Raw genomic sequence first — 22,025 nt, 5'->3', positions numbered from 1 at the left:
GATAGGGACGTTATAACCGTAAGTCTTGATTATAACTGAAATATCAGTAATTACGATAAGATTATCAAATAATGAGAACTAATATACAAAGATTCATACTCCTGATCTTATGTTTAAGTTTGGGTGTAAATACATTTCCTCAGAAGAACAATAACAATGAGCAGAAGCAGGTAAGCGACAGGGCTTACTGGGTAGATTTGCTTTATAAGATGTCAGAACCTGTCCTTAGCAATATGAGTAAAGGGGAACTGAAAAAGAACATGATAGTGGAATATAGCCCTAGCTGGGACGGACGGAACAAAAACGTAGCTTACATGGAAGCATTCGGCCGTTTAATTGCCGGTGTTGCCCCCTGGCTTAATCTCCCGGATGATAACACTCCTGAAGGCAGGCAACGAAAACAAATGCGGGAATGGGCCTTGCTGAGTTATGCAAACGCTGTCGATCCGGAAAATCCCGATTACCTGCTATGGAGCGGTTCAAATCAGATACTTGTAGATGCTGCTTACATAGCCAATAGCTTTATCCGTGCTCCAAAGGCTTTATGGAATCCGCTGGATCAGATAACCAAGGACCGGTATATCAAAGAATTTAAGAGCCTTCGTAAAATCAGACCGGCGTACAACAACTGGTTATTATTCAGAGCCATGATAGAAGCTTTTCTGGCATCGGTTGATGAAGAATATGACGGTTATGTACTCGATGTTGCTATTCGCAAAATAAATGAATGGTATCTTGGAGACGGATGGTACGCCGACGGGCCGGAATATTCCCTCGATTATTACAACGGATACGTAATGCATCCTATGTATGTTGAAATCATAGAAGTAATGGAAAGCAAGAAAATATACAGTCCGGTGAAATTCGATCTGGCCCTCAGACGTATGCAACGGTATAACCAGTTAGTAGAACGCCTGATCTCACCGGAAGCATCCTTTCCGGCCGTAGGGCGCTCTATGACATACCGTATGGGTGCTTTTCAGGCATTATCCCTTTCTGCCTGGAAATACGGCCTGCCTGAAACGATGACTAACGGACAGGTAAGGAATGCACTTACATGTGTTATGAAAAGGATGTTTTCCGTAGGAGGCAATTTTAACAAAGAGGGTTATCTGCAACTCGGTTTTGTCGGGCATCAACCTGATCTGGCCGATTATTACACCAATGCAGGCAGCCTGTATATAACATCCCTGGTATTCCTGCCGTTAGGTCTACCTGCCGGCCATGCATTCTGGACTTCACCTGCCGAAGAATGGACCTCACAAAAAGCATGGAGTGGAAAACCGTTTCTAAAAGATTATCATGAATCTATAAAACAATAGGAAGTATGAAAAGAGTATTGACTATTTGTTTACTTCTGATATGTCTATCCGCCAATGCATATAAAGACCGGGATTTGTTGCAGAAAGCAGCCGGTCAGGAAAAACTGGGAAGTATGCTTGTTACAGATCAAAAATGGGTACGTTATCCGAACTATTCGGATCGGGATAACTGGGATCAGTTTTTTGGTGAAAACAAAACTTATCTGATAGAACAAGGGGAAAAATATCTTAACTATGAATGGAAAGTAGTTAAGGCGACCGATTACCTCGAATATACCAGAAGCGGTGACCGGAGCATTATGGAAAGAATATACAATGGTAACCTGAATGCTGTTTCATCCCTTTTTATAGCTGAAATGGCCGAAGGCAAAGGCAGGTTCATGGATCAATTGACAAATGGAATCTTTCAAGCATGTGAAATGACATCATGGTCTATTTCCGCACACCTGGCTCTACAACGTGTACGAGGTTCATTTCCAAATCTTAATGACCATGTCATAGATCTGGTGTCAGGCGATGTAGGGGCAACGTTTTCCTGGATATATTACTTCTTGAATAAGGAATTTGATAAAATAAATCCGCTCATCTCGGAACGTTTGCACTACGAAATCGAAAACCGTATTCTGACCCCGTATCTGAACGAAACCCGTTTCTGGTGGATGGCGACAAATGCTACATCAGAAAGCGCTTTTGTAAACAACTGGAACCCATGGTGTAACGCCAATGTTATACAATGTTTTCTTTTGGTAGAAAAAGACAAGGACCGTTTGCTGAAAGGAGTTTACAAATCAATGGTATCCGTCGACAAATTCATCAACTATAACCACGATGACGGCGCCTGTGAAGAAGGCCCTTCATACTGGGGGCACGCTGCCGGGAAAATGTATGATTATCTGCAAATACTGTATGATGCGACTAATGGAGGAATATCTATATTCTCAGACCCTATGATAAGGAATATGGGCGAATATATTGCACGCTCATATATAGGTAACGGCTGGGTCGTAAATTTTGCCGACGCTTCGGCTAAAAGCAGCTTGGACTACCGCCTGATTTACCGATACGGCAACATGGTGAAAAGTACGGAAATGGAACAATTCGCTTCTTATCTGAAAAAAGAAAAACCTGAAAAAATATCCACATCCCGTGACACATACAGGCTTTTGGCTGATCTGTCATCCGATAAGGAAATAGATAAATTCAGTCCTGTCCATATTGCCACTCCTTTTACATGGTATCCGGATACAGAATTCTGCTATATGAGCGAAGGGAAACTGTTCTTTGCGGCAAAGGGTGGATATAATGATGAAAGCCATAACCACAACGATACCGGGACATTTTCTTTATATGCCGGTAACGAACCTGTTTTCATAGATGTAGGAGTGGGGACATATACAAGGCAAACATTCAGCAGCGAGCGTTATACGATATGGACCATGCAGAGCGACTATCACAATATACCGCGAATCAACGGCTTTTCTCAAAACTTTGGTAAAAAATATAAGGCTAAAGATTTGAAAGCCGATAAAAATAACAAAACTTTCGTTCTGGACGTTTCGCAATCGTATCCTGCCGAAGCCGGAATAAACAAATGGATACGAAGCTATAAATTATCGAAAAACAGCCTTGTAATAGAAGATAATTATGATATAATGAATGCTCGGACAGCAAACCAATTGAATTTCATGACCTCCGGAAAAGTAGATGCTTCGCAGCCGGGCATTGTAAAAATTACAATAAAAAACAAAACATATCAGCTGATATATGATAAAAATATCTTTGATCCGGTATCAGAAAATATAAAACTAGATGATATCAGGCTATCCGGAGTATGGGGAGATGAAATAGTCAGAATATCATTAAATGCAAAAAAAATAAATAACAGGGGGATCTATAAAATTTTTATTAAAGCTTAAAAAATGAATTTGAGAAATTTTAAACTGCTTTTTCTTACGTTTGCCATGATATCGCTGGTTGCAGCATGTCAGAATAAGCAAAGAGAAAAAGAGGACTTTATAAAAGGTAATGTGAAATTTGCCACAGCCCAGACGGATATAATGTTGCAGGTTGTGGGAGAACCTACAGGTAATAATTATCCCCGGACAATGAAAAGGAACGGGGAACTGGCTGTCACAAGTATGTATGACTGGACTCCCGGATTTTTTCCGGGATCATTATGGTATTTGTACGAACTTACAGGTGAAACAAAATGGAGAGACATGGCAGAAAAATGGACCACATCGCTGGAGCCGCTAAAAACATTTACAGGACACCACGATCTGGGCTTTATGATGTATTGCAGCTATGGCAATGCCGAAAGGCTGGACCCAAAACCGGAGTATAAGGAAATCCTGATAGAAAGTGCGAATTCCCTTTCTTCGCGTTTCAGCGAGAAGACACAGACAATCAAGTCATGGAATTACCGCAAAAACTGGAATGATACAACAGAATGGTTTTATCCTGTAATCATAGACAATATGATGAACCTGGAAATGCTTTTTTATGCATCAAAGGTAAGTGGTGATAAAAAATATTATGACATTGCTGTAAAACATTCCGAATCGACATTGAAAAACCATTTCAGGAAGGATTTCAGCACATACCATGTTGTTGATTATGATACAATAACCGGAAATGTACTGGATCAGGCAACCTGTCAGGGATTTAGTGACAACTCCACATGGTCGCGCGGACAAGCTTGGGCTATATACGGCTTCACCATGGTCTATCGTGAAACAAAAGATCCAAAATTCCTCGATGCAGCTATTAAAGCGACTGAAATGTACCTGAAGAATCTGCCCGAAGACATGGTTCCTTTATGGGATTTCAATGCAGGTGAAGCCGGATATGCGGCAGAAGGGAAATCATATGCCGTAGAATTCCCGGGGAAAGAACTGAGAGATGCTTCCGCAGCTGCCATAGTATGTTCTGCATTATTCGAACTGAGCGGGTATGCTAATAAACCAGAGTATCTGGATTACGCTATAAAAATGCTCTATAGTCTGGCATCTCCGGCATATAGGGCTCCATTAGGTGAAAATGCCGGTTTTCTATTGATGCATAGTGTGGGAAGTATACCTCACAAATCTGAAATAGACAAGCCACTGGTTTATGCTGACTATTATTTTCTGGAAGCGTTGATCAGATACAGGAATATGAATAGTCAAAATAATACTCTCTACCAAGACTAATTTATAAGTATTTGATTATGAGGATAAATTTTATATATTCCGGATTGGCTTTCAGTCTAGCGGTGTTTCTGTTTACGGGGCTTCTTCATGCACAACAGATAGTTACTCCACGGGGTATAGACTGGGCTACATTCCTGCAACAGCATGATTTGGTTTGGACCGGAATAGTTCCGGATTATTATTCGGGAGCCATAATGGGAAACGGACTTCTGGGAAATAATATCTATAAAGAAGGAGAAGCCTATAAATTTCATATAGGAAGGGTCGATGTTACCGAAGGTAGGATGCCGGCAGATAAATCACAATACAGGAACCTGTATCACGGAGCAAGGCTTCCTATCGGATATTTCCTGATGAAGCCTGTTGGTGCGCCGCTTTCCGAAAATATGAGACTCAACCTGTGGGATGCAACTACAACGGGAAATATAATAACAGATAAAGGAAAAATCTCTTTTAAGAGTTATGTGCATGCAACCAGAGATATTATCGTATTGGAAACAGACACAGAAGGGGAAGAAAATGGTTTCCAATGGGACTGGAATGCCTTAAAAGCCATAAGTCCGCGCTATACGTTCGGAAATAAAGATTATCCACAGGAATATATAGACAATCCGAATCCTGATGTAAAAATATATACGGATGGAGAGTACAAGCTGTCTGTACAAAATTTACTGGGCGGGAAAAGTTACATTGTGGCATGGCACGAAATAAAAGAGGGAAATTCCCGTCGTATCTTTATAACCATCTCGCAGGAGCAAACAGAAAAACAGGCTATTGACAAAGCTAAAAAAACAATAAGGGATGCTATCAAGGAAAGTCCAGTAGCCTTGGAAAGCAGCCATAAACAATGGTGGCACGCATATTATCCATCTAGTTTTGTTTCTTTCGGGAACTCTAAAATGGAAAGCTTTTATTGGATACAACAATACAAGTTAGGTTGTATAACCCGCCCCGATAAATATATTATAGACCTTCAGGGGCCATGGGCAATGGAGAAAACACCATGGCCTGCAATTTGGATGAACCTTAATGTTCAATTAACTTATTCTCCCTTATTCACTGCCAATCGTGCAGAAATGTCCGAACCTTTGTGGAAATCGTTAAATGACAATTTGCAAAATCTGGCAGAGAACACATCTGTTAACGAGTGGCAAGAAGATGCTATAGTAATGGGGCGTAGTACCAGTTATCATTTGCTCTCTCCCCTGAAGGCGGATATGGAGGATAAAATGCTCTATGAGACAGGTAATCTGACCTGGATATTATACTACTATTATGAATATTGCGTGTATTTACAGGATGAGAACGAATTATTGGAAAAATTTTATCCTTTGTTGAAGAAAAGCATAGCATATTATACGCATATAAAAGAAAAAAGAGAAGATGGAAAATATCATCTACCGGAAACTGCATCTCCCGAGTACAAGTCTGCCAGAGATTGCAACTATGATTTGTCCCTGCTCCGGTGGGGCTTGAATACCTTACTGAAGATAAATACAACATATAAATTGGGCGATGTAAAAGTTCCTGAATGGAAGGATTTTATAGATAATCTGGTCGATTATCCGGTCGATCCGGAGAAAGGATATATGATAGGTGAAAATGTTAATCTGACCGGTTCTCACAGGCATTATTCTCATCTACTGATGGTTTATCCGCTTCATATGGTTAATTGGGAACAACCGGAAAACAGGGAGCTTATTTCTAAAAGTATATCTCACTGGCAAAGTATGCCTGACTATCTGCAAGGATATTCGTTTACGGGTTCATCATCCATGTATTCAATGATGGGCGACGGACAAAAGGCTGTAGCCCAGTTGCAGAAATTAATAGATAAGTATATCCGTCCTAATACTTTATACAGGGAGACTGGTCCGGTTATAGAGACTCCATTGGCAGGAGCCGCTTCCCTGCAAGAGCTGTTCTTGCAATCATGGGGTGGAAAAATAAGGGTTTTCCCGGCGGTTCCGGAGAATTGGGCGCAGGCTTCTTTTATCAATTTCAGGGCTGAAGGTGCATTTTTGGTAAGTGCTTCCCGTTATAAAGGGAAAACCGTATTTATACAGATAGAAAGTGAAAAAGGTGGAGAATGCCGGGTACAGACATACATGAATACGGATAATCTGAGAGTACAGCAGGCTAAAGGGGCAAAAACAGACTTTTCTGTCATCGACAAGGCTAAAGGGCTGATCAGTATAAGTACCCGGAAGGGAGATATTATACAGTTGACGGACGAAACTTTGGATACTATAATCCCAAAACCAGTAAAACATCCAAAGGAGGAATGTAACCCTTACGGTTATAAACGATAATTTTGAGTGATTTTTCTTTATATTGAAAGATTATTTTACTGATACAACAAAACTATGCATAAATAATAAAATAGAACTAAGACGGCTGATTGTCAATAATATTGATAATCAGTCATCTCAATTCTATTTATATAATAAAAAAGTAGTGTGTATCTAATTTAAAATGGTTATATACTTTTAGTTCTCTAAACCGGGATTAGCTTGAATAGCCTCTTTAGGTATCTGAATCGTATAACGGGGATCATCTTGCTGTAAGGTATATGTTTGCCCATTTATTTCTTTGATAATCTGAGGGCGTGTTGTACGGCGAAGGTCATACCAGCGGTGTCCTTCGAAAGCCAATTCACGGGCTCTTTCAGTTAATATTTCTTCAATCAACTCCGATTTAGACATTGCATTTACGGCTGTTTCCTTCACGCTATAGCCTGCCGGATTATACCGCTTTTTCATAAGTTCCAGCAAACGTTTACGGGCTTGCGACAGATCATCTTTGTTGGCTGCCGCTTCGGCAGATGTGAGATAAAACTCCCCTGTCCTGAATGTTTGCCGGTATTGCGTGTATCCTGTCTTTTTACTTGAGTAATAGCCATTATAATTCGGGCCTTCAAAATAGAACCCAAAACGCAGGTCATTGGCATCATACATATCAATGAATGTTTGAGTCAGGAAAGCTGACCTCGTAACCTGCTGACTAGGAGTCAATTCCATTGCTGTAATAACTTCTCCACATGTGTACAAAGTAGGGACAACGGCATCGGCCGCATTTAAGTCTTCCAGATATGCCTGATTTGCAATAACCTCTTCAGCTTTGTTATACGCACTTTCCCAATTACCCATATAGAGAGCTATTCTGGCATCGAAAGCAGAGACCGAAGTTGTATTGAACCGGTATAGATATTTATTCTCATCCCACGTTTTCACATTGATAAGCCAGCGGGCCACAGTCATATCATCCAGTATAGATTTGTAGACTTCTTCAACAGTGTTTCTTGTCAGTACAGCCTCTAGATCATTATTTAATTTTAGGGGAACGGCTTTTGTTGTCAGAGCTCCGGGTTTAGTATATGGCTGACCATAGAAGTTGACAAGTATGAAATGGCAATAAGCACGCATCATATAAGCTTCTCCCGCTAGCTGATTTACCTCTTCCTGTGAACCATTTTTTATTGTTTTGTCATTATATGCATTTATTATTTCATTAGCTATAAATATTGTATAGTAATAATAAAGCCACCCGGTTCTGAATGACGCATCACTCGACGGCCGGTCGATCCATATCTGTATATCACCATAGTTAGCCATATCATACTCGTCAGCCTCATTGACCAGCATCTCATCTGCACGGAATCCGGCAGCTCCCCTGTCGCTGGGAAAACCGTTGTATGCACCGGTAAGTAGAGCGCGGTACTCGTCCAATGTCTCCGGAATGACACTACCGGTAGGTTTTATATCGAGGTAATCACCGCAGGATGATAATGTCAATATGCCGCTAAAGAGTAGTAATTGTATTATATATTTCATAACAGTCATTGATTTGGGTTATTAAAAATTGAAGTTCAAACTAAAAACAAATGATCGCGGAATAGGTGTTGCAAATTTATTCCCCATAGTTTCAGGATCTAAATAATTCTTGTAACTGGAACCCCATACCAGCAGGTTGCGGGTTTCCAAGGCAACTGTCGCGTTATTTATTGTCAGTTTCCGGGTTAATGCCTGTGGTATATTATATGCTAACCTGACATTCTGCAGACGGAAATAGTTTTGTTTCTTAACCCATATATCCAGATTGTAATAGATATCATTCCGTGAGTTATACCAGTCATACTCAAGACTGCGCGTAACACCATCCCAGATAGCCGGGAATTTTCCGTCAGGATTTTCGGGAGTCCATCTATCCAGTATGGAAGTATCGGTATTTTGTCCTATATGGGTAGAACTGTTGCTGTAAGGCGGCCTGATTTGGACATGCGCCCCCAGATAATATGCTATATTGCATGACAACTCCCAGTTCTTATATGAGAATGTGTTCAGTATTCCACCTGTATATGGAGCATCTTTAGTTCCCATATATGAGTAAAATCCGCGTTCCTGAAGCGGTGTTACATCCGAGGAGGCCAGGCCTATTCCCCAAACATCCTGTAACTTATATAGTTCTTCTAAAGAGACCCTATTCCCCTGTTTGTCTACAAACAATGGAAGGCCATCTTCATCCAGCCCGTCTGTTTTCAGGGCGAATATTGCCCCTGCAGGATACCCTTCCCTACTTGGAAGGACATTTTGGTCGCCCACCTTTTCTTTCAGGACTTTGTTTTTATTATATGCGAAGTTAAGGTTTGTATACCATGAGAAATCTTTGGTTGTAATATTCTCAGTCCTTAGAGCAATCTCAATACCTTTATTAGTCATACTTGCCCAGTTAATGCTTGTAGAATAGAATCCTGTTTCGAGCGGCAGCATCTGGAACCCTATAAGGTCTGTACCTTTGCGGTAATAATAATCGACACTAAGATTTACTCTTTGTTTCAATACAGAAAGATCTACACCGAGATTAACTGATGTTGTTTTCTCCCAACGCAACTTGTCATTCGGCGCACTGGCTATACTTATAATTTGCTCCGATCCGTCAGGTAATAGGCTTCTAACCTCATATTTACCCAATAAATATGGCGATGTTTTTTTATCAATATTACCCTGAATACCATAAGAAGCTCTGATAGCCAGGTTATCCAGCCAGTTTTTCTGGTCTTTCATAAATGGTTCTTCCATTATTCTCCACGACCCGCTTACGGAATAAAGAGGTAAATAGCGGTATTTTGGGTCTACCCCAAAAAGATCCGAACCATCGAAACGAATACTACCTCCCAGTATATAACGTTGTAATAAAGAGTAAGATGCAGTGGCAAAGAAAGAGGCATAGGCATTGACCTGCCTGATTCTTTGATACTGTCTGTATCTGGATAATTGTGCACTGGATGCATCCGGAAAAACAATTGGTTGAGTCGTTTCTGCTGAAGGGCTATATCCGAATCCGGCGCTATACAAAGTAGTATACCATGTTTTCCTGATTTCGCTACCGCCCATCACTTCTAATTCGTGTATGCCGTTGTAAGTATCCCTGTATTCGGCCATACCTTTCCATGCAACTTGTGAGTTATCGTTTTCATTATTTCTGATAACACCTCCATCAGGCAGAAAAGATTTACCTCCTTTGAAGCTATCCTGACGAAGTTCCCGCATTGTGAAAGATTCTTCTTCCGCTATCTGTTTTACCGATGTCTTGTCTGACTGTATGCCAAGTTGGGATGTCAGTTTCAACCGGTCACTCAATAGCCGGAATTCCAAATCCCAGATAATGTTTGACGAGGTAATATCTGTCTTATTGCTCGTGTTTTCATATTCTTCGAATATATTAAACTTAAGACCTCTGTCGCTATCCTGTACGTTGTAATCATATGAGTAATTTCCATTAGCATCATAAGGCTGTTGGTAAGGATTTGCTTTACGGGAATACGACAACGGATTTGCATTGCCGTATGTATCAGATAAATATGAACTGTTAGTCCGGCGATTGAGATGGATTGTTAAGCCCGTTTTTACATGATTATTAAATTTATAATTCGTTTTACTCATTAAGCTGAAACGATCGGACGAAACTTTTTCCACATTACCATTCTGGGAAGAATAGCTGAACGAGTTGTAATACTGCATATTGTCACTTCCTCCCGATACACTTATATTATATTCCTGGTCGAATGTATCCCTGAAAAGAATATCGTTCCAGTCAGTATTGATCGTCCTCAGGCTATTGATTTCCTGTTGTACCTGCGAAGGAAGAGCATTCCAGCCATTATTAAGGTAATTGTTTACCAGATTATTATTTTGTAATATTTGGTGGACACCTCCCATTTTTTGCAGATACATATTATCATATCTTAGTAAGTCCAGTTCAAGCCCTACTTTTTGATCGGCATTCATCAGATTCAGGCGGTCGATATTTCTTTTAGGAGAATAGGTTAATTTAGTAGATACATTTACTCTGGGTTTTCCTATCTTCCCTTTTTTTGTGGTAATAACGATTACGCCGTTTGCAGCACGGGTTCCATAAATGGCAGTGGCTGCCACATCTTTAAGTATTGTTATGCTTTCTATATCGGACGGGCTTAGTCCTGCAATAGATGATTGGCGGATATTATCAAGGTCGTTGTCATTCTCCAGTGCCGGTATATCGGTACCTTCGAGAGGCATACCATCGAGAACCCATAAAGGGTCTTGTGTACCGTTTAACGATGCAGTACCACGGATACGTAATTTTACAGGGGCTGTGGGCGAACCCGAAGTCAGCACGGAAGACAATCCGGCCACTTGTCCGGCCAGTGCCTGATCTATACTGTTTACAGTACCGACACTTTCGTCCGAAATAGACACGGTGGTAATAGCAGCCGTCAGCTTTCTGCGTTCTATGGTCTGATAACCGGTAACTACTACAGCATCCAGCGCGTTTCCAGACTCTTTCATTGTAATAGTAACAACCGCTTTACCGCGAATATCCACTTGCTGCGTTTCGAAACCTATAAAAGCGCAGGTTAAATGTGTAATACCTTTGGGGACAGATAAAGTAAATTCACCTTCAGCATCGGCAATAGTTCCCATGTTATAGTTCGTAATCATTCCTTCTACACCGGTTTTCTCTCCGATTGTGCTTTTATCGATATATACCGATGCGCCCGGAAGCGGGGTTCCATCTTCGGCAAATACCTTACCTTTGATAAGGATGGTGTTTTGGGCCGAAAGGGTGATGGTGGAAATAATAAGAAGCAATAGAGTTAATAATCTCATTATTTTACAGTTTTTAGTTTTTACAACAATTAATTTACTTAACGTAAAGACTTGTCGATGCGTAGCAACATGTCTTCATAGTGATAGCGGGTAGCTTCGTCTGTACTGGTTAACCTTGACTTCATCAAACGTTCGATCCGGAGTAATGTCCCTCTTTTTATTGAAACTGATTCTGAAACCCGTTTTAGTCCGGAATAAACCTTGGTAGAGTTGAAGTTTTCATTTTCATTGTTCAGGCTTTTCTTCTCTTTACTGACTTCATTACGGTCAGCAGCTATAATAAGAGCGTCGATAAATCCTTTTTGTGTCGCTTTTTCAATTACATTTAACGGGCGGCCTTGTATTGTCGTTGAAAAAATAGCCTTGTACAGGTCTCCCAGCAGTTCGGTTGCGGTATAAGCCATTTTTCCATTTTGAGCCTCATTATTAATCATCCTGTCGAGCCGTTCATCGTTTAATAAATCCCACAGGACAAATGATTGCGCGCTTGTATAGCTTACAAAGGGATCATATTCTCTGTACCCTTCAGGAGATTCCTTTATGGGGTACACATAGTTATAAAGATCGTCTCCGAACAACCATTCGGGATATGAAATAACGTTGTCAATCAAATATTGAACCGATTTCTTTTGTATATCGCGGGGAACATGTACATAGCTTTTGTTTCCATCGCCATAGACTGTACGGTTGACATACATACCTCCGACATTGGTCAATACATGATATGAGTACAGATGCCATTGCCCGATAATATCATTCATCAGTTTCCCGGCTTTGAGATAATCGTCCCCTTCTTTTGTCGTCCATTTCAGAATTTCAGGAACGATATGTTTTAAATTCTTCAATCCATATTCACTGGCTTTTACAGCATCATCGCCCAAATCTTCGCTCTGGGCCCTTGGATCGACAGCTTCACGCATATCCTGTTGCGGAAGATAGTGATACTGAGAATTCTTATAGGCCTCCGCTACCATTGTTTTTAATCCGGGCAGTTCCTTATGTGCGTCGTTTTCCGGATAAAGACGGTATGCCCACTCAATGGCAAATTTGTCGTACACTCCTATCTTGGGTGTAATGGAGGTCACATTGTCTTCGGGTTGGGCAATATAATTAAAACGGGCATAATCCATAATAGAACTTGCCGTAGCCATTCTGGAGCAGAAAGATTCGCTGCGCAAAGAATCGACCGGATAAGAAAATGATGCGCCCATGTTATGTTTTAAACCTAAAGTATGTCCGATTTCATGAGAGGATATAAAACGAATAGCTTCTCCCATATGTTCATCATCGAACTTGTTAAGTCTCGATTTTTCATCTATGACGCCGGTTTGTACACGCATCCAGGAATGTACGGCTGTCATTACATTATGCCACCAAATAACATCGGACTCTATAATCTCGCCCGAACGCGGATCGAATACCGATGGTCCCATTGCATTGGCCCTGTCCGATGCTGCATATGTTACTGCCGAATAACGGACATCGTCTATGTCAAAATCCGTTTCGCCGGTTACTTCTTTTGCAATGATTGCATTTTTGAATCCTGCGGCTTCAAATGCTTTCTGCCAATCGTAAACGCCCTGTATTATATGTTTTCGCCATTGTGCAGGCGTCGCCGGATCAATATAGAAAACGATTGGCTTGACAGGATCAGATAATTCTCCGCGAAAATAAGCTTCTTTATCTTTAGGCTCGAGACGCCAGCGTGTCACTACTTCTCTTTTTTCAAGTTCATGTTGTTCATCGCTAAAGTACCAGCGGGGGGTAGTAAAATATCCCACACGTGTATCTTCGAAACGCGGAGTCATTGGTGTTTCAGGCAATAATACAAGGTTGGATGTAACCTCTACGGTAAGATTGGCTTCTGTCCGGGCTCCCGGTATTTTAGTTGTCTGCATAGATTTAACAACAATGTTTTGCGGAAAGCTTTTCATCGTAGAGATATAAGAATAATCGCTTATCGGGGTGGTACCGATTCCTGTCATTCCGAACACATTATTAAAGCTGGTTTTTGTTCCGTCATAGACCTTATTGACCTTGATCAATACAGCTGTACTATCCTGATTATATGCTTCTATATTGAATGATTCTAAAATAGACATACCAAAGTTGCTGGCAACGCTTTCACTGATTTTAGTCAGGCCCGATACTTCAATAAATGGCTTATATTGTAAGGTATATACCTTTTTCTGATCTTTGTTTATTTCGAACTGGATGACTATGCTTTCGAAATTCATGCCTTTATTGATTCCGGCATCATTAAAATTGGACGGTACCTGTGATATTTTATTTACAATAAGGAAATCGCGTCTGGTTAGGCTGTCCGGAATAAGAAAATAAAAATCATTTTGCTTTTTATAGATAGGGAAAAGACCTGTGTCGCACGTCGCGCTATCTGTAATTTGTTTGAATTTATCCGTTTTTTCAACTTTTTCGGCAGGTTTTTCTTTCTCCTTCTTTTTCTTAAATACTCCAACGTTAGCTTCTACTGTAAATGGTAAAAATAAAATAATAAAAAATAATAAAATTCTCATAAGACATAACTTTGGCTTAAAAGTAAGGAAGTAATATCTTCTGAGGAAAAAAAATGTAATGAACAACCGAAAATAGGTAGTGAATGGTGATTAATTACGAATATAATGCTAAGAAAGAAGAGGGATTTTAGCAAAATAATATCCATCTTGTATTTTGAATGTGCATTTTGTTTTTGTTAAAATTGAATATCTTTTAATAAGATTATCGATACCTTTCCCGGAATAATCATCATCCTGTTCCCGCGGATTATAATTATTTGCAACGACGATAAATTCTCCTTCCGCATAAATACGAATATAAAGCGGTTCGCTATCCGATATCTTGGTATGCTTAATACAGTTTTCAACCAATAATTGCAATGAAATAGGTAAGATCCTGTAAGCCAGTATTTCTTCAGATAATGTTATTTCCGTTACAATTTTATTCGCAAACCGGATTTTCTGCAAGTTGATATAATTCTCGGTAAACTCCAGTTCTTCTACTAATGTAACAATGTTTTGATTTTCCTGTTTCAACATGTATCTATAGAGATTGGATAATGTAATCGCAAAATATTTGGCAACTTCCGCGTCTTTACTTATGAGTACGCGCAGGCTGCCGAGAGAGTTAAACAGGAAATGAGGATTCAGCCCGCTTTTCAATCTCTCTAATTCCGTAGATATCATAGTTTGCTTATGTTGTTCACTTTTAAGCAGGAGATTCATATTTTCCTGTTCAATTTGCCGACGGCGAACCGCTTCTTTTCGCCACCGATAAATTCCTAACCCAAAAACCATTAGAAATGAGAAGATTGCAAGTAAAGAAACGACCAGAAAATCATTTGCAGTCTTTTGTATCGATTCACTTATACTTAAATCAGGAAGATGAGCGGTAAATAGCCATTGTTCATTATCTGAACTATGTAGTTTGTAATAGCTATATACAGGAAGGTCGAGATAATCCGATTTTGTATTGATTATCGTGTCTTTCGGGTTTGATAAAAGGTGCTTTTCATATTCCATATCCTGCGTCCGTATGGCAGAGCCTATTTTTTTTTCGTTAGGATGGTAAAGATATATACCTTTGTTTATGATGGTAATATATGCAGAGCTTGGAATCGGGGATTCGGACACCCGTTTATGAAAATCTAACAAGTTGACCAGTAAACAAAGCCTTTCGTTTTGGTTGACTGCAAGAGAAAATTTGAAAAACAACTGATTATCCTTATCATATATCTCGCGCCAAACGCCCGAAGAATATTTCTGTCCTTTGCTTAGAGGCTCTAAAGTAATATCACTAATACTGGGATCGAGGGCCCTGATTTTTTCGATAATTTTTTGTAAAGCATCTTTTTCATCGTTGTCTTCTAACAGGACTTTGATAAGAGAGAGATTCTTATCATAATCATCAAGCATATCGACTATTATCTGGATACTACCCAATGCAACGTTTGTCGTCATAACATCAGCCCGGACAGCAGCTTCTTTTTTTACACTGTTATTTACATACCAGGCCGCCATAAAAAAGCATAAAAGAATAAATACACTTACCCAGAAGTATATACTGGAAAAAAGGCCATCCGTTATCTTTCTAACCATTGCTTGAATTCTTTTATCTTTTCGGAACTAACAATAATCTCCTCTCCGGGTTCAGGGAATAATTTTACTTTTATCCGGTTCTTAGAATAAGGTGTAAAAGAAACGATGCTGTTGAAATTTATGATATAACGGCGGTTCAGCCTGAAAAACTCACGATTATCAAGAATTTCTTCCAACTTATATAATGTGTTTTCGTAAAAGTATTTTTTTCCTGACTTTGTCATAGCAAACAGGTAACGTCCTTCAGCCATAAAATAAGCTACATCTTCTACATTTACCGGGATTTGAGTTTTACCCAGATTAAGCATGATGCGGTTCAGATATTTTTTCTGAGGCAAAGATGTCTTATCTAAATAATCTAACAGATTGTCTAATCCGGTCATAAAATTGCCTCTTGTTTCTTTGTATTTATTCAGGGCTTGTCCAAGATCCTTATCGTCGACAGGCTTTAATAAGTATCCGATACTGTTTACCTGAAAAGCCCGGATAGCATACTGATCGTAAGCTGTAGTAAAAATGACCGGACTTTTTACTTCTACCTTGTCGAATATAGCGAAAGAACTGCCGTCACTTAAGTGAATGTCCAGAAAGATCAGGTCACACTCGTTTTGTTGCAGCCACTCTATTGTAGAAGCAACACTCTGCATCTGCCCTACTATCCTGATATTACTGTCCATATCAAGTAGTTTCTCGGCCAGCTCCAGCGCCAGAAGATGCTCATCTTCTACAATTAGTACATTCATTGGTGTTTATGTTGTTACTTACAAATGACAAAAGTAATAAAAAATGAACCGGAGGCATTTTTATTTTACATATTTAAACATCTTGCTTAGAGTATAGTAGGAATATCTTTGGTGTTTGAAACGGGATCAAATGGGGGAACACGTGAGATTTTGTTTTTCTGTAAAAGTTTATCTATCGTATTTTGAAGTGTACTGGCTTTTAGTGTACTGGTTTGCAAAAAGGGAGTTCTTTGCAGTATTGTTGATTTATCTCCATTCTGCTTCAGTTTATTCATTTATTTGATAATGAGATTTTTACTTGTTGTGTTCTTTCTGCCTATACCATTGCTTTATAATCCCAAGCAACATTTTTGATAGCTTTTGACCATTTTTTTATGGCTCCGATGCTTTAATAAAAAGTTCTTTGTATGCAGATTGATTTATAATAGTAATAATTAACCAATTTTCTAAATTCATACCATGATGAAAAAAATAAGGAAAATCTTCAAGTTGTTTCTTTTCTCATATTATGGGGCTATCTACATCTGGAATCAGAGGTAGAAGGGATGTTAAAGCCAAAGACAAACATGATCTCCTTGATAGAGGTTGATCAAACATAACTATTTGAAACATTAATATAACAGAATCTAAGAATGGAAGGCATGAAAAAATCACTTCTATGTGCACTCTTCCTTTTAATGTGCACGATTGTTCAGGCACAAAGCCTGACAGTACAAGGAAAAGTGGTTTCCAAAACTGATGGAGAACCAATTATTGGTGCTACAGTACTGGATACTAATAAAAAAACAAATGGAACTATTACCGATACTGAAGGCAACTTTACACTATCAGTTGAGGATGGGACAGAACTTCTGATTTCTTATGTCGGATTTAAGGCTGTTCAGGTAAAGGCGGAGGCTATATTGAATATTGTTTTGGAAGAAGATCAGGAAATGTTAAAAGAAGTGGTTGTAACGGGATATACCACTCAGCGCAAAGCCGATCTGACAGGTGCTGTCTCTGTAGTCAGCATAGATGAAATTGCAAAGCAGAATGAGAACAATCCGATGAAGGCTTTGCAAGGACGAGTTCCCGGAATGAATATTACAGCTGATGGTAATCCGAGTGGTAATACTACTATCCGTATCCGGGGTATAGGAACATTGAACAACAACGACCCTCTTTATATTATAGATGGTGTACCTACTAAATCAGGAATGCACGAGTTGAATGGTAATGACATCGAGTCCATTCAGGTATTGAAAGATGGGGCTTCCGCTTCTATCTATGGATCTCGTGCTGCAAATGGCGTTATCATCATTACAACTAAAAAAGGCCGAAACGGGCAGTTGAAAATTAATTTTGATGCTTCTGTTGCTGCTTCCATGTATACCAATAAGATGAAAGTGTTGAATGCCGAAGGATATGGACGCGCCATGTGGCAGGCTTATGTAAATGAGGGGCAAGACCCTAATACCAATGCTTTGGGTTATAAATACAATTGGGGATACGATACAAACGGGTATCCGCAGCTAAACAGTATCAGTATGTCTAAGTATCTTGATTCCGGTAACACAGTTCCGGCAGCAGATACAGATTGGTTTGATGAAACAACCCGTACCGGTTTTATACAGCAATATAATGTATCAGTAAGCAACGGCTCGGAAAAAGGGAGTTCTTTCTTCTCTTTGGGTTATTATAAGAATCTGGGTATCATAAAAAATACTGATTTTGAACGCTTTTCAGCTCGTATGAATACCGAATATAACCTGATCGATAAAATGTTAACTGTCGGAGAGCATTTCACATTGAACCGGACTTCGGAAGTACAGGCTCCGGGAGGATTCTTACAGAATGTATTACAGTTTAACCCTTCTCTCCCTGTTTATGATATCAATGGAGGATATGCAGGCCCTGTAGGCGGTTATCCAGACCGTGAAAATCCGGTTGCAAGATTAGACCGTAACTCAGATAACCGTTATACATACTGGCGCATGTTTGGTGATGCTTATGTAAACCTCAATCCGTTTAAGGGATTTAATCTGCGTTCTACATTCGGATTGGATTATTCTCAGAAATCACAACGGCTCTTTACCTATCCGATCACTGAAGGGAATGTTGCCAATAACAAGAACGCCGTGGAAGCCAAGCAAGAACACTGGACCAAATGGATGTGGAATGCTATTGCCACTTATAACGTAGAAGTAGGCAAACATCGGGGTGATGCGATGGTGGGTACGGAACTTAACCGTGAAGATGATAGCTATTTCTCTGGTTATAAAGAAGATTTTTCTATTTTAAATCCCGATTATATGTGGCCAAATGCCGGTTCGGGCACGGCACAGGCTTACGGTTCGGGAGAAGGTTTCTCTTTGGTTTCATTCTTTGGAAAGTTGAATTATACTTATGATGATAAGTATTTGGCTTCATTGACTTTACGTCATGATGGCTCTTCCCGTTTCGGAAAGAATAACCGATATGCAACTTTCCCTTCTTTTTCGTTGGGATGGCGTATAAGCAGTGAAAACTTTATGAAAGACCTCACTTGGATCGATGATTTGAAAATCCGTGGTTCATGGGGGCAGACAGGTAATCAGGAAATATCCAACATTGCCCGCTATACTATTTATGTTCCTAATTATGGTGTAACAGAATCGGGAGGACAAAGCTATGGTACTTCTTATGATATTGCCGGAACCAACGGAGGAAGTATTCTACAGTCAGGGTTCAAGCGTAACCAAATAGGCAATGATGATATAAAATGGGAAACAACGACCCAAACCAATCTCGGGCTTGACTTTTCGGTTCTTAAACAGAGTTTGTATGGATCATTCGATATGTTCTATAAGAAAACAACAGATATTTTGGTGCAAATGGCAGGTATTGCGGCAATGGGGGAAGGCAGTACCCAATGGATTAATGCCGGTGAAATGGAGAATACCGGCTTTGAGTTCAATCTCGGCTATCGCAATAAAACTTCTTTTGGTCTGAAGTACGACTTAAATGCAAATATATCTTCTTATCGGAATGAAATTACAGCATTGCCGGGTACCGTTGCAGCAAATGGAACTTTTGGAGGTAATGGTGTTCGGAGCGTGATTGGGCATGCCAATGGTTCTCAGGTAGGCTATGTAGCCGACGGTATTTTCAAATCTCAGGAAGAAGTCGATAATCATGCAACACAGGAAGGCGCTGGTTTAGGACGTATCCGCTGGCGCGATCTGGATAATAATGGTGTGATTGATGAAAGAGATCAACAATGGATTTATGATCCTACTCCATCTTTCAGCTATGGACTTAATATCTATCTGGAGTATAAAAACTTTGATTTTACTATGTTCTGGCAAGGTGTACAAGGTGTAGATGTAATTAGTGATTTGAAGAAAGAAACTGATCTGTGGAGCGGTCTTAATATCGGTTTCTTGAATAAAGGTGACCGTGTACTTGGCGCCTGGTCTCCAACTAATCCCAATTCGGATATTCCTGCACTGTCGCGCAGTGATTTAAATAATGAGAAACGCGTCTCTACTTACTTTGTAGAGAATGGCTCTTTCTTGAAGCTACGCAATGCACAGCTCGGTTATAATGTCCCTGAAAATTTTGCGAAGAAATTGAAAATGAGTCGCCTCCGTTTCTATTTTAGTGCACAGAACGCATTGACTATTAAAAGTAAGACTTTTACAGGTGTCGACCCTGAAAATGCAAACTATGGTTATCCTATTCCGATGAATTTGACTTTTGGGTTTAATGTCGGTTTTTAATAAAATAAATCAGTCTCTTATGAAAAAAATAATATATACAGCAATTCTAGGACTTTCACTTATATATAGCGGTTGCTCCGGTTTTCTGGAGGATCAGGTGCCTCAGGGAACTATCAGTGATGAACAACTTAAGGACCCCGCGTATATTGATAACCTGGTTATATCAGCTTATGCGGTATGGATTACCGCCGAAGATATCAATTCTTCTTTCTCTATGTGGAACTATGATGTACGTTCCGACGATGCCTATAAAGGAGGTAACGGAACGGAAGATGGCGATGTATTTCATGCATTGGATGTTTCGCAGGGAATCATGACTACTGCCTGGAATATCAGTGATATGTGGCAACGTTTGTACAATTGCATATCACGTGTAAATACAGCCCTACAGTTGCTCGAGCAAGTTGATGGAAACACTTATTCACTGAAACAGCAACGTATTGCCGAAATGCGTTTTTTACGGGGGCATGGTCATTTCTTGCTGAAACGCCTATACAAAAATATTGTGTTTGCTAACGATGCCGGTTTGTCGCCGGAAGAATATAACTTTCTTTCTAATACGGCTTATACAAATGATGAAGGTTGGCAGGTGATTGCTGATGATTTCCAATTTGCTTATGATAACCTTCCTGTCAAACAATCTGATAAGGGACGTCCTACTAAAGCTGCGGCAGCTGCATATCTGGCAAAGACTTATTTATATAAGGCATACCATCAGGACACCGCTAAAAGTCACGAAGTGACAGGCATCAGAACAGAAGATCTGTTGCAGGTAGTAAAATATACAGAAAACAGTATTATGTCGGCAGGTGGTTATGCGCTGGCTTCGGATTTCCACAACAATTTCCGTCCCGAACCCCAATACGAAAATGGCCCGGAATCCCTATGGGCAATGCAATATTCAATGAATGACGGTACTAACAATGGTAATTGTAATTGGTCTTATGGTTTGATTGTTCCCAATATTCCGGGAGTAACTGACGGAGGCTGTGACTTTTACAAACCAAGCCAGAACTTGGTAAACGCATTCAGAACAGATAATAATGGTTACCCTTTATTTGATTCATTCAACAATAAGGATTACGATCCTCAATCAGATTATGCAGATCCCCGTTTGTTCCTGACTGTGGGTATGCCGGGATTCCCTTACGAGTTCAACAAAAATTATATGATGGATGAGTCTACCACATGGAGTCGTAGTAACGGGCTTTATGGCTACTATGTGACATTGAAACATAACGTTGATCCTGATGGCGATTATTTGATTAAGGGCTCATGGTGGGGTTCGCCTATGAATCGTATCGTGTTGCGCTATGCTGATGTATTATTGATGCGTGCCGAAGCTTTGATCCAGCTAAACGATGGCCGTATAAATGAAGCCATCAGCCTGATAAATCAGATCCGCAGCCGTGCCAAACAGAGTACTGCGATGGTTTCAGATTATGAAACGGAATATGGTGTCCATTTCAATATTCAAACTTATACGGGATCTTATTCACAACAGGAAGCTCTTAATTTATTGAAGTTCGAACGCCGTGTAGAGATGGCTCTCGAATCAGAGCGTTTCTTCGATTTAGTTAGATGGGGAGAAGCGGCTGAAGTGTTGAACAAGTTTTTTGCGCAAGAGGCTAATGACTGTACTATCTATTCCAACGCTTCATTTACAAAGAATAAAAATGAATATCTCCCTATCCCATTTGCTCAAATGAGTGCCAGTAATGGAAAATATACTCAGAACATAGGTGGATGGTAATAGTAATCTTTTTATA

12 protein-coding genes are annotated in these 22,025 nt (G+C 39.9%); 6 read left to right on the top strand and 6 right to left on the bottom strand.

Annotated features, from left to right (window positions below; genetic code table 11):
* The first annotated feature begins 71 nt into the window (after positions 1-71).
* The 4 genes from ACFO6W_RS00685 to ACFO6W_RS00670 are packed head-to-tail and all read left to right on the top strand — an operon-like array spanning position 72 to position 6,825.
* On the top strand, positions 72-1,322 hold the full coding sequence (locus ACFO6W_RS00685; protein WP_379993380.1) for a DUF2264 domain-containing protein: 1,251 nt from the start codon (positions 72-74) through the stop codon (positions 1,320-1,322).
* A gap of 5 nt (positions 1,323-1,327) precedes the next feature.
* The gene (locus ACFO6W_RS00680) at positions 1,328-3,238 is read left to right on the top strand and encodes a heparinase II/III family protein (protein ID WP_379993379.1); all 1,911 of its coding nucleotides are present in this window, start codon (positions 1,328-1,330) and stop codon (positions 3,236-3,238) included.
* Positions 3,239-3,241: 3 nt separating this feature from the next.
* Positions 3,242-4,513, top strand: coding sequence for a glycoside hydrolase family 88 protein (locus tag ACFO6W_RS00675; protein ID WP_379993378.1), 1,272 nt, complete (start codon positions 3,242-3,244; stop codon positions 4,511-4,513).
* A gap of 17 nt (positions 4,514-4,530) precedes the next feature.
* Positions 4,531-6,825: a glycosyl hydrolase family 95 catalytic domain-containing protein gene (locus ACFO6W_RS00670; protein ID WP_379993377.1), complete on the top strand. Its 2,295-nt coding sequence runs from the start codon at positions 4,531-4,533 to the stop codon at positions 6,823-6,825.
* Between the two features lie 177 nt (positions 6,826-7,002).
* Here ACFO6W_RS00670 and ACFO6W_RS00665 read toward each other — a convergent pair whose 3' ends face one another.
* The 6 genes from ACFO6W_RS00665 to ACFO6W_RS00640 form a co-directional block, all read right to left on the bottom strand.
* Positions 7,003-8,346 (bottom strand): RagB/SusD family nutrient uptake outer membrane protein, encoded by a 1,344-nt coding sequence (locus tag ACFO6W_RS00665; protein ID WP_379993376.1) that lies wholly within the window; start codon positions 8,344-8,346, stop codon positions 7,003-7,005.
* Positions 8,347-8,367: 21 nt separating this feature from the next.
* Positions 8,368-11,661, bottom strand: coding sequence for a SusC/RagA family TonB-linked outer membrane protein (locus ACFO6W_RS00660; RefSeq protein ID WP_379993375.1), 3,294 nt, complete (start codon positions 11,659-11,661; stop codon positions 8,368-8,370).
* Positions 11,662-11,699: 38 nt separating this feature from the next.
* Positions 11,700-14,195: a zinc-dependent metalloprotease gene (locus ACFO6W_RS00655; RefSeq protein ID WP_379993374.1), complete on the bottom strand. Its 2,496-nt coding sequence runs from the start codon at positions 14,193-14,195 to the stop codon at positions 11,700-11,702.
* 108 nt (positions 14,196-14,303) lie between these two features.
* Positions 14,304-15,773, bottom strand: coding sequence for a sensor histidine kinase (locus ACFO6W_RS00650; RefSeq protein WP_379993373.1), 1,470 nt, complete (start codon positions 15,771-15,773; stop codon positions 14,304-14,306).
* Entirely contained in the window at positions 15,758-16,516 is a 759-nt protein-coding gene (locus ACFO6W_RS00645; protein WP_379993372.1) for a LytR/AlgR family response regulator transcription factor, read from the bottom strand. Before ACFO6W_RS00645 ends, ACFO6W_RS00650 begins: the two co-directional genes overlap by 16 nt.
* Positions 16,517-16,602: 86 nt before the next feature.
* On the bottom strand, positions 16,603-16,791 hold the full coding sequence (locus ACFO6W_RS00640) for a hypothetical protein (protein WP_379993371.1): 189 nt from the start codon (positions 16,789-16,791) through the stop codon (positions 16,603-16,605).
* A 366-nt stretch (positions 16,792-17,157) separates the two neighbouring features.
* Here ACFO6W_RS00640 and ACFO6W_RS00635 point away from each other — a divergent pair, with 366 nt between their 5' ends.
* Entirely contained in the window at positions 17,158-20,256 is a 3,099-nt protein-coding gene (locus ACFO6W_RS00635) for a SusC/RagA family TonB-linked outer membrane protein (RefSeq protein WP_379993370.1), read from the top strand.
* 19 nt (positions 20,257-20,275) lie between these two features.
* Positions 20,276-22,009 (top strand): RagB/SusD family nutrient uptake outer membrane protein, encoded by a 1,734-nt coding sequence (locus ACFO6W_RS00630; protein ID WP_379993369.1) that lies wholly within the window; start codon positions 20,276-20,278, stop codon positions 22,007-22,009.
* Positions 22,010-22,025: the final 16 nt, after the last annotated feature.

Origin of the sequence: Dysgonomonas termitidis (assembly GCF_042654545.1) — a bacterium.
Classification (GTDB): Bacteria; Bacteroidota; Bacteroidia; order Bacteroidales; family Dysgonomonadaceae; genus Dysgonomonas; species Dysgonomonas termitidis.
The sequence above is the reverse complement of the archived record's forward strand: the minus strand, read 5'-3'. Positions and strand labels throughout refer to the sequence as shown.

Excerpts from the sequence above, each read along its gene's own strand:
- ACFO6W_RS00655 (WP_379993374.1), bottom strand. The coding sequence starts at position 14,195 with ATGAGAATTTTATTATTTTTTATTATTTTATTTTTACCATTTACAGTA.
- ACFO6W_RS00680 (WP_379993379.1), top strand. The coding sequence starts at position 1,328 with ATGAAAAGAGTATTGACTATTTGTTTACTTCTGATATGTCTATCCGCC.
- ACFO6W_RS00675 (WP_379993378.1), top strand. The coding sequence starts at position 3,242 with ATGAATTTGAGAAATTTTAAACTGCTTTTTCTTACGTTTGCCATGATA.
- ACFO6W_RS00650 (WP_379993373.1), bottom strand. The coding sequence starts at position 15,773 with ATGGTTAGAAAGATAACGGATGGCCTTTTTTCCAGTATATACTTCTGG.
- ACFO6W_RS00665 (WP_379993376.1), bottom strand. The coding sequence starts at position 8,346 with ATGAAATATATAATACAATTACTACTCTTTAGCGGCATATTGACATTA.
- ACFO6W_RS00635 (WP_379993370.1), top strand. The coding sequence starts at position 17,158 with ATGAAAAAATCACTTCTATGTGCACTCTTCCTTTTAATGTGCACGATT.
- ACFO6W_RS00645 (WP_379993372.1), bottom strand. The coding sequence starts at position 16,516 with ATGAATGTACTAATTGTAGAAGATGAGCATCTTCTGGCGCTGGAGCTG.
- ACFO6W_RS00660 (WP_379993375.1), bottom strand. The coding sequence starts at position 11,661 with ATGAGATTATTAACTCTATTGCTTCTTATTATTTCCACCATCACCCTT.
- ACFO6W_RS00630 (WP_379993369.1), top strand. The coding sequence starts at position 20,276 with ATGAAAAAAATAATATATACAGCAATTCTAGGACTTTCACTTATATAT.
- ACFO6W_RS00685 (WP_379993380.1), top strand. The coding sequence starts at position 72 with ATGAGAACTAATATACAAAGATTCATACTCCTGATCTTATGTTTAAGT.
- ACFO6W_RS00640 (WP_379993371.1), bottom strand. The coding sequence starts at position 16,791 with ATGAATAAACTGAAGCAGAATGGAGATAAATCAACAATACTGCAAAGA.
- ACFO6W_RS00670 (WP_379993377.1), top strand. The coding sequence starts at position 4,531 with ATGAGGATAAATTTTATATATTCCGGATTGGCTTTCAGTCTAGCGGTG.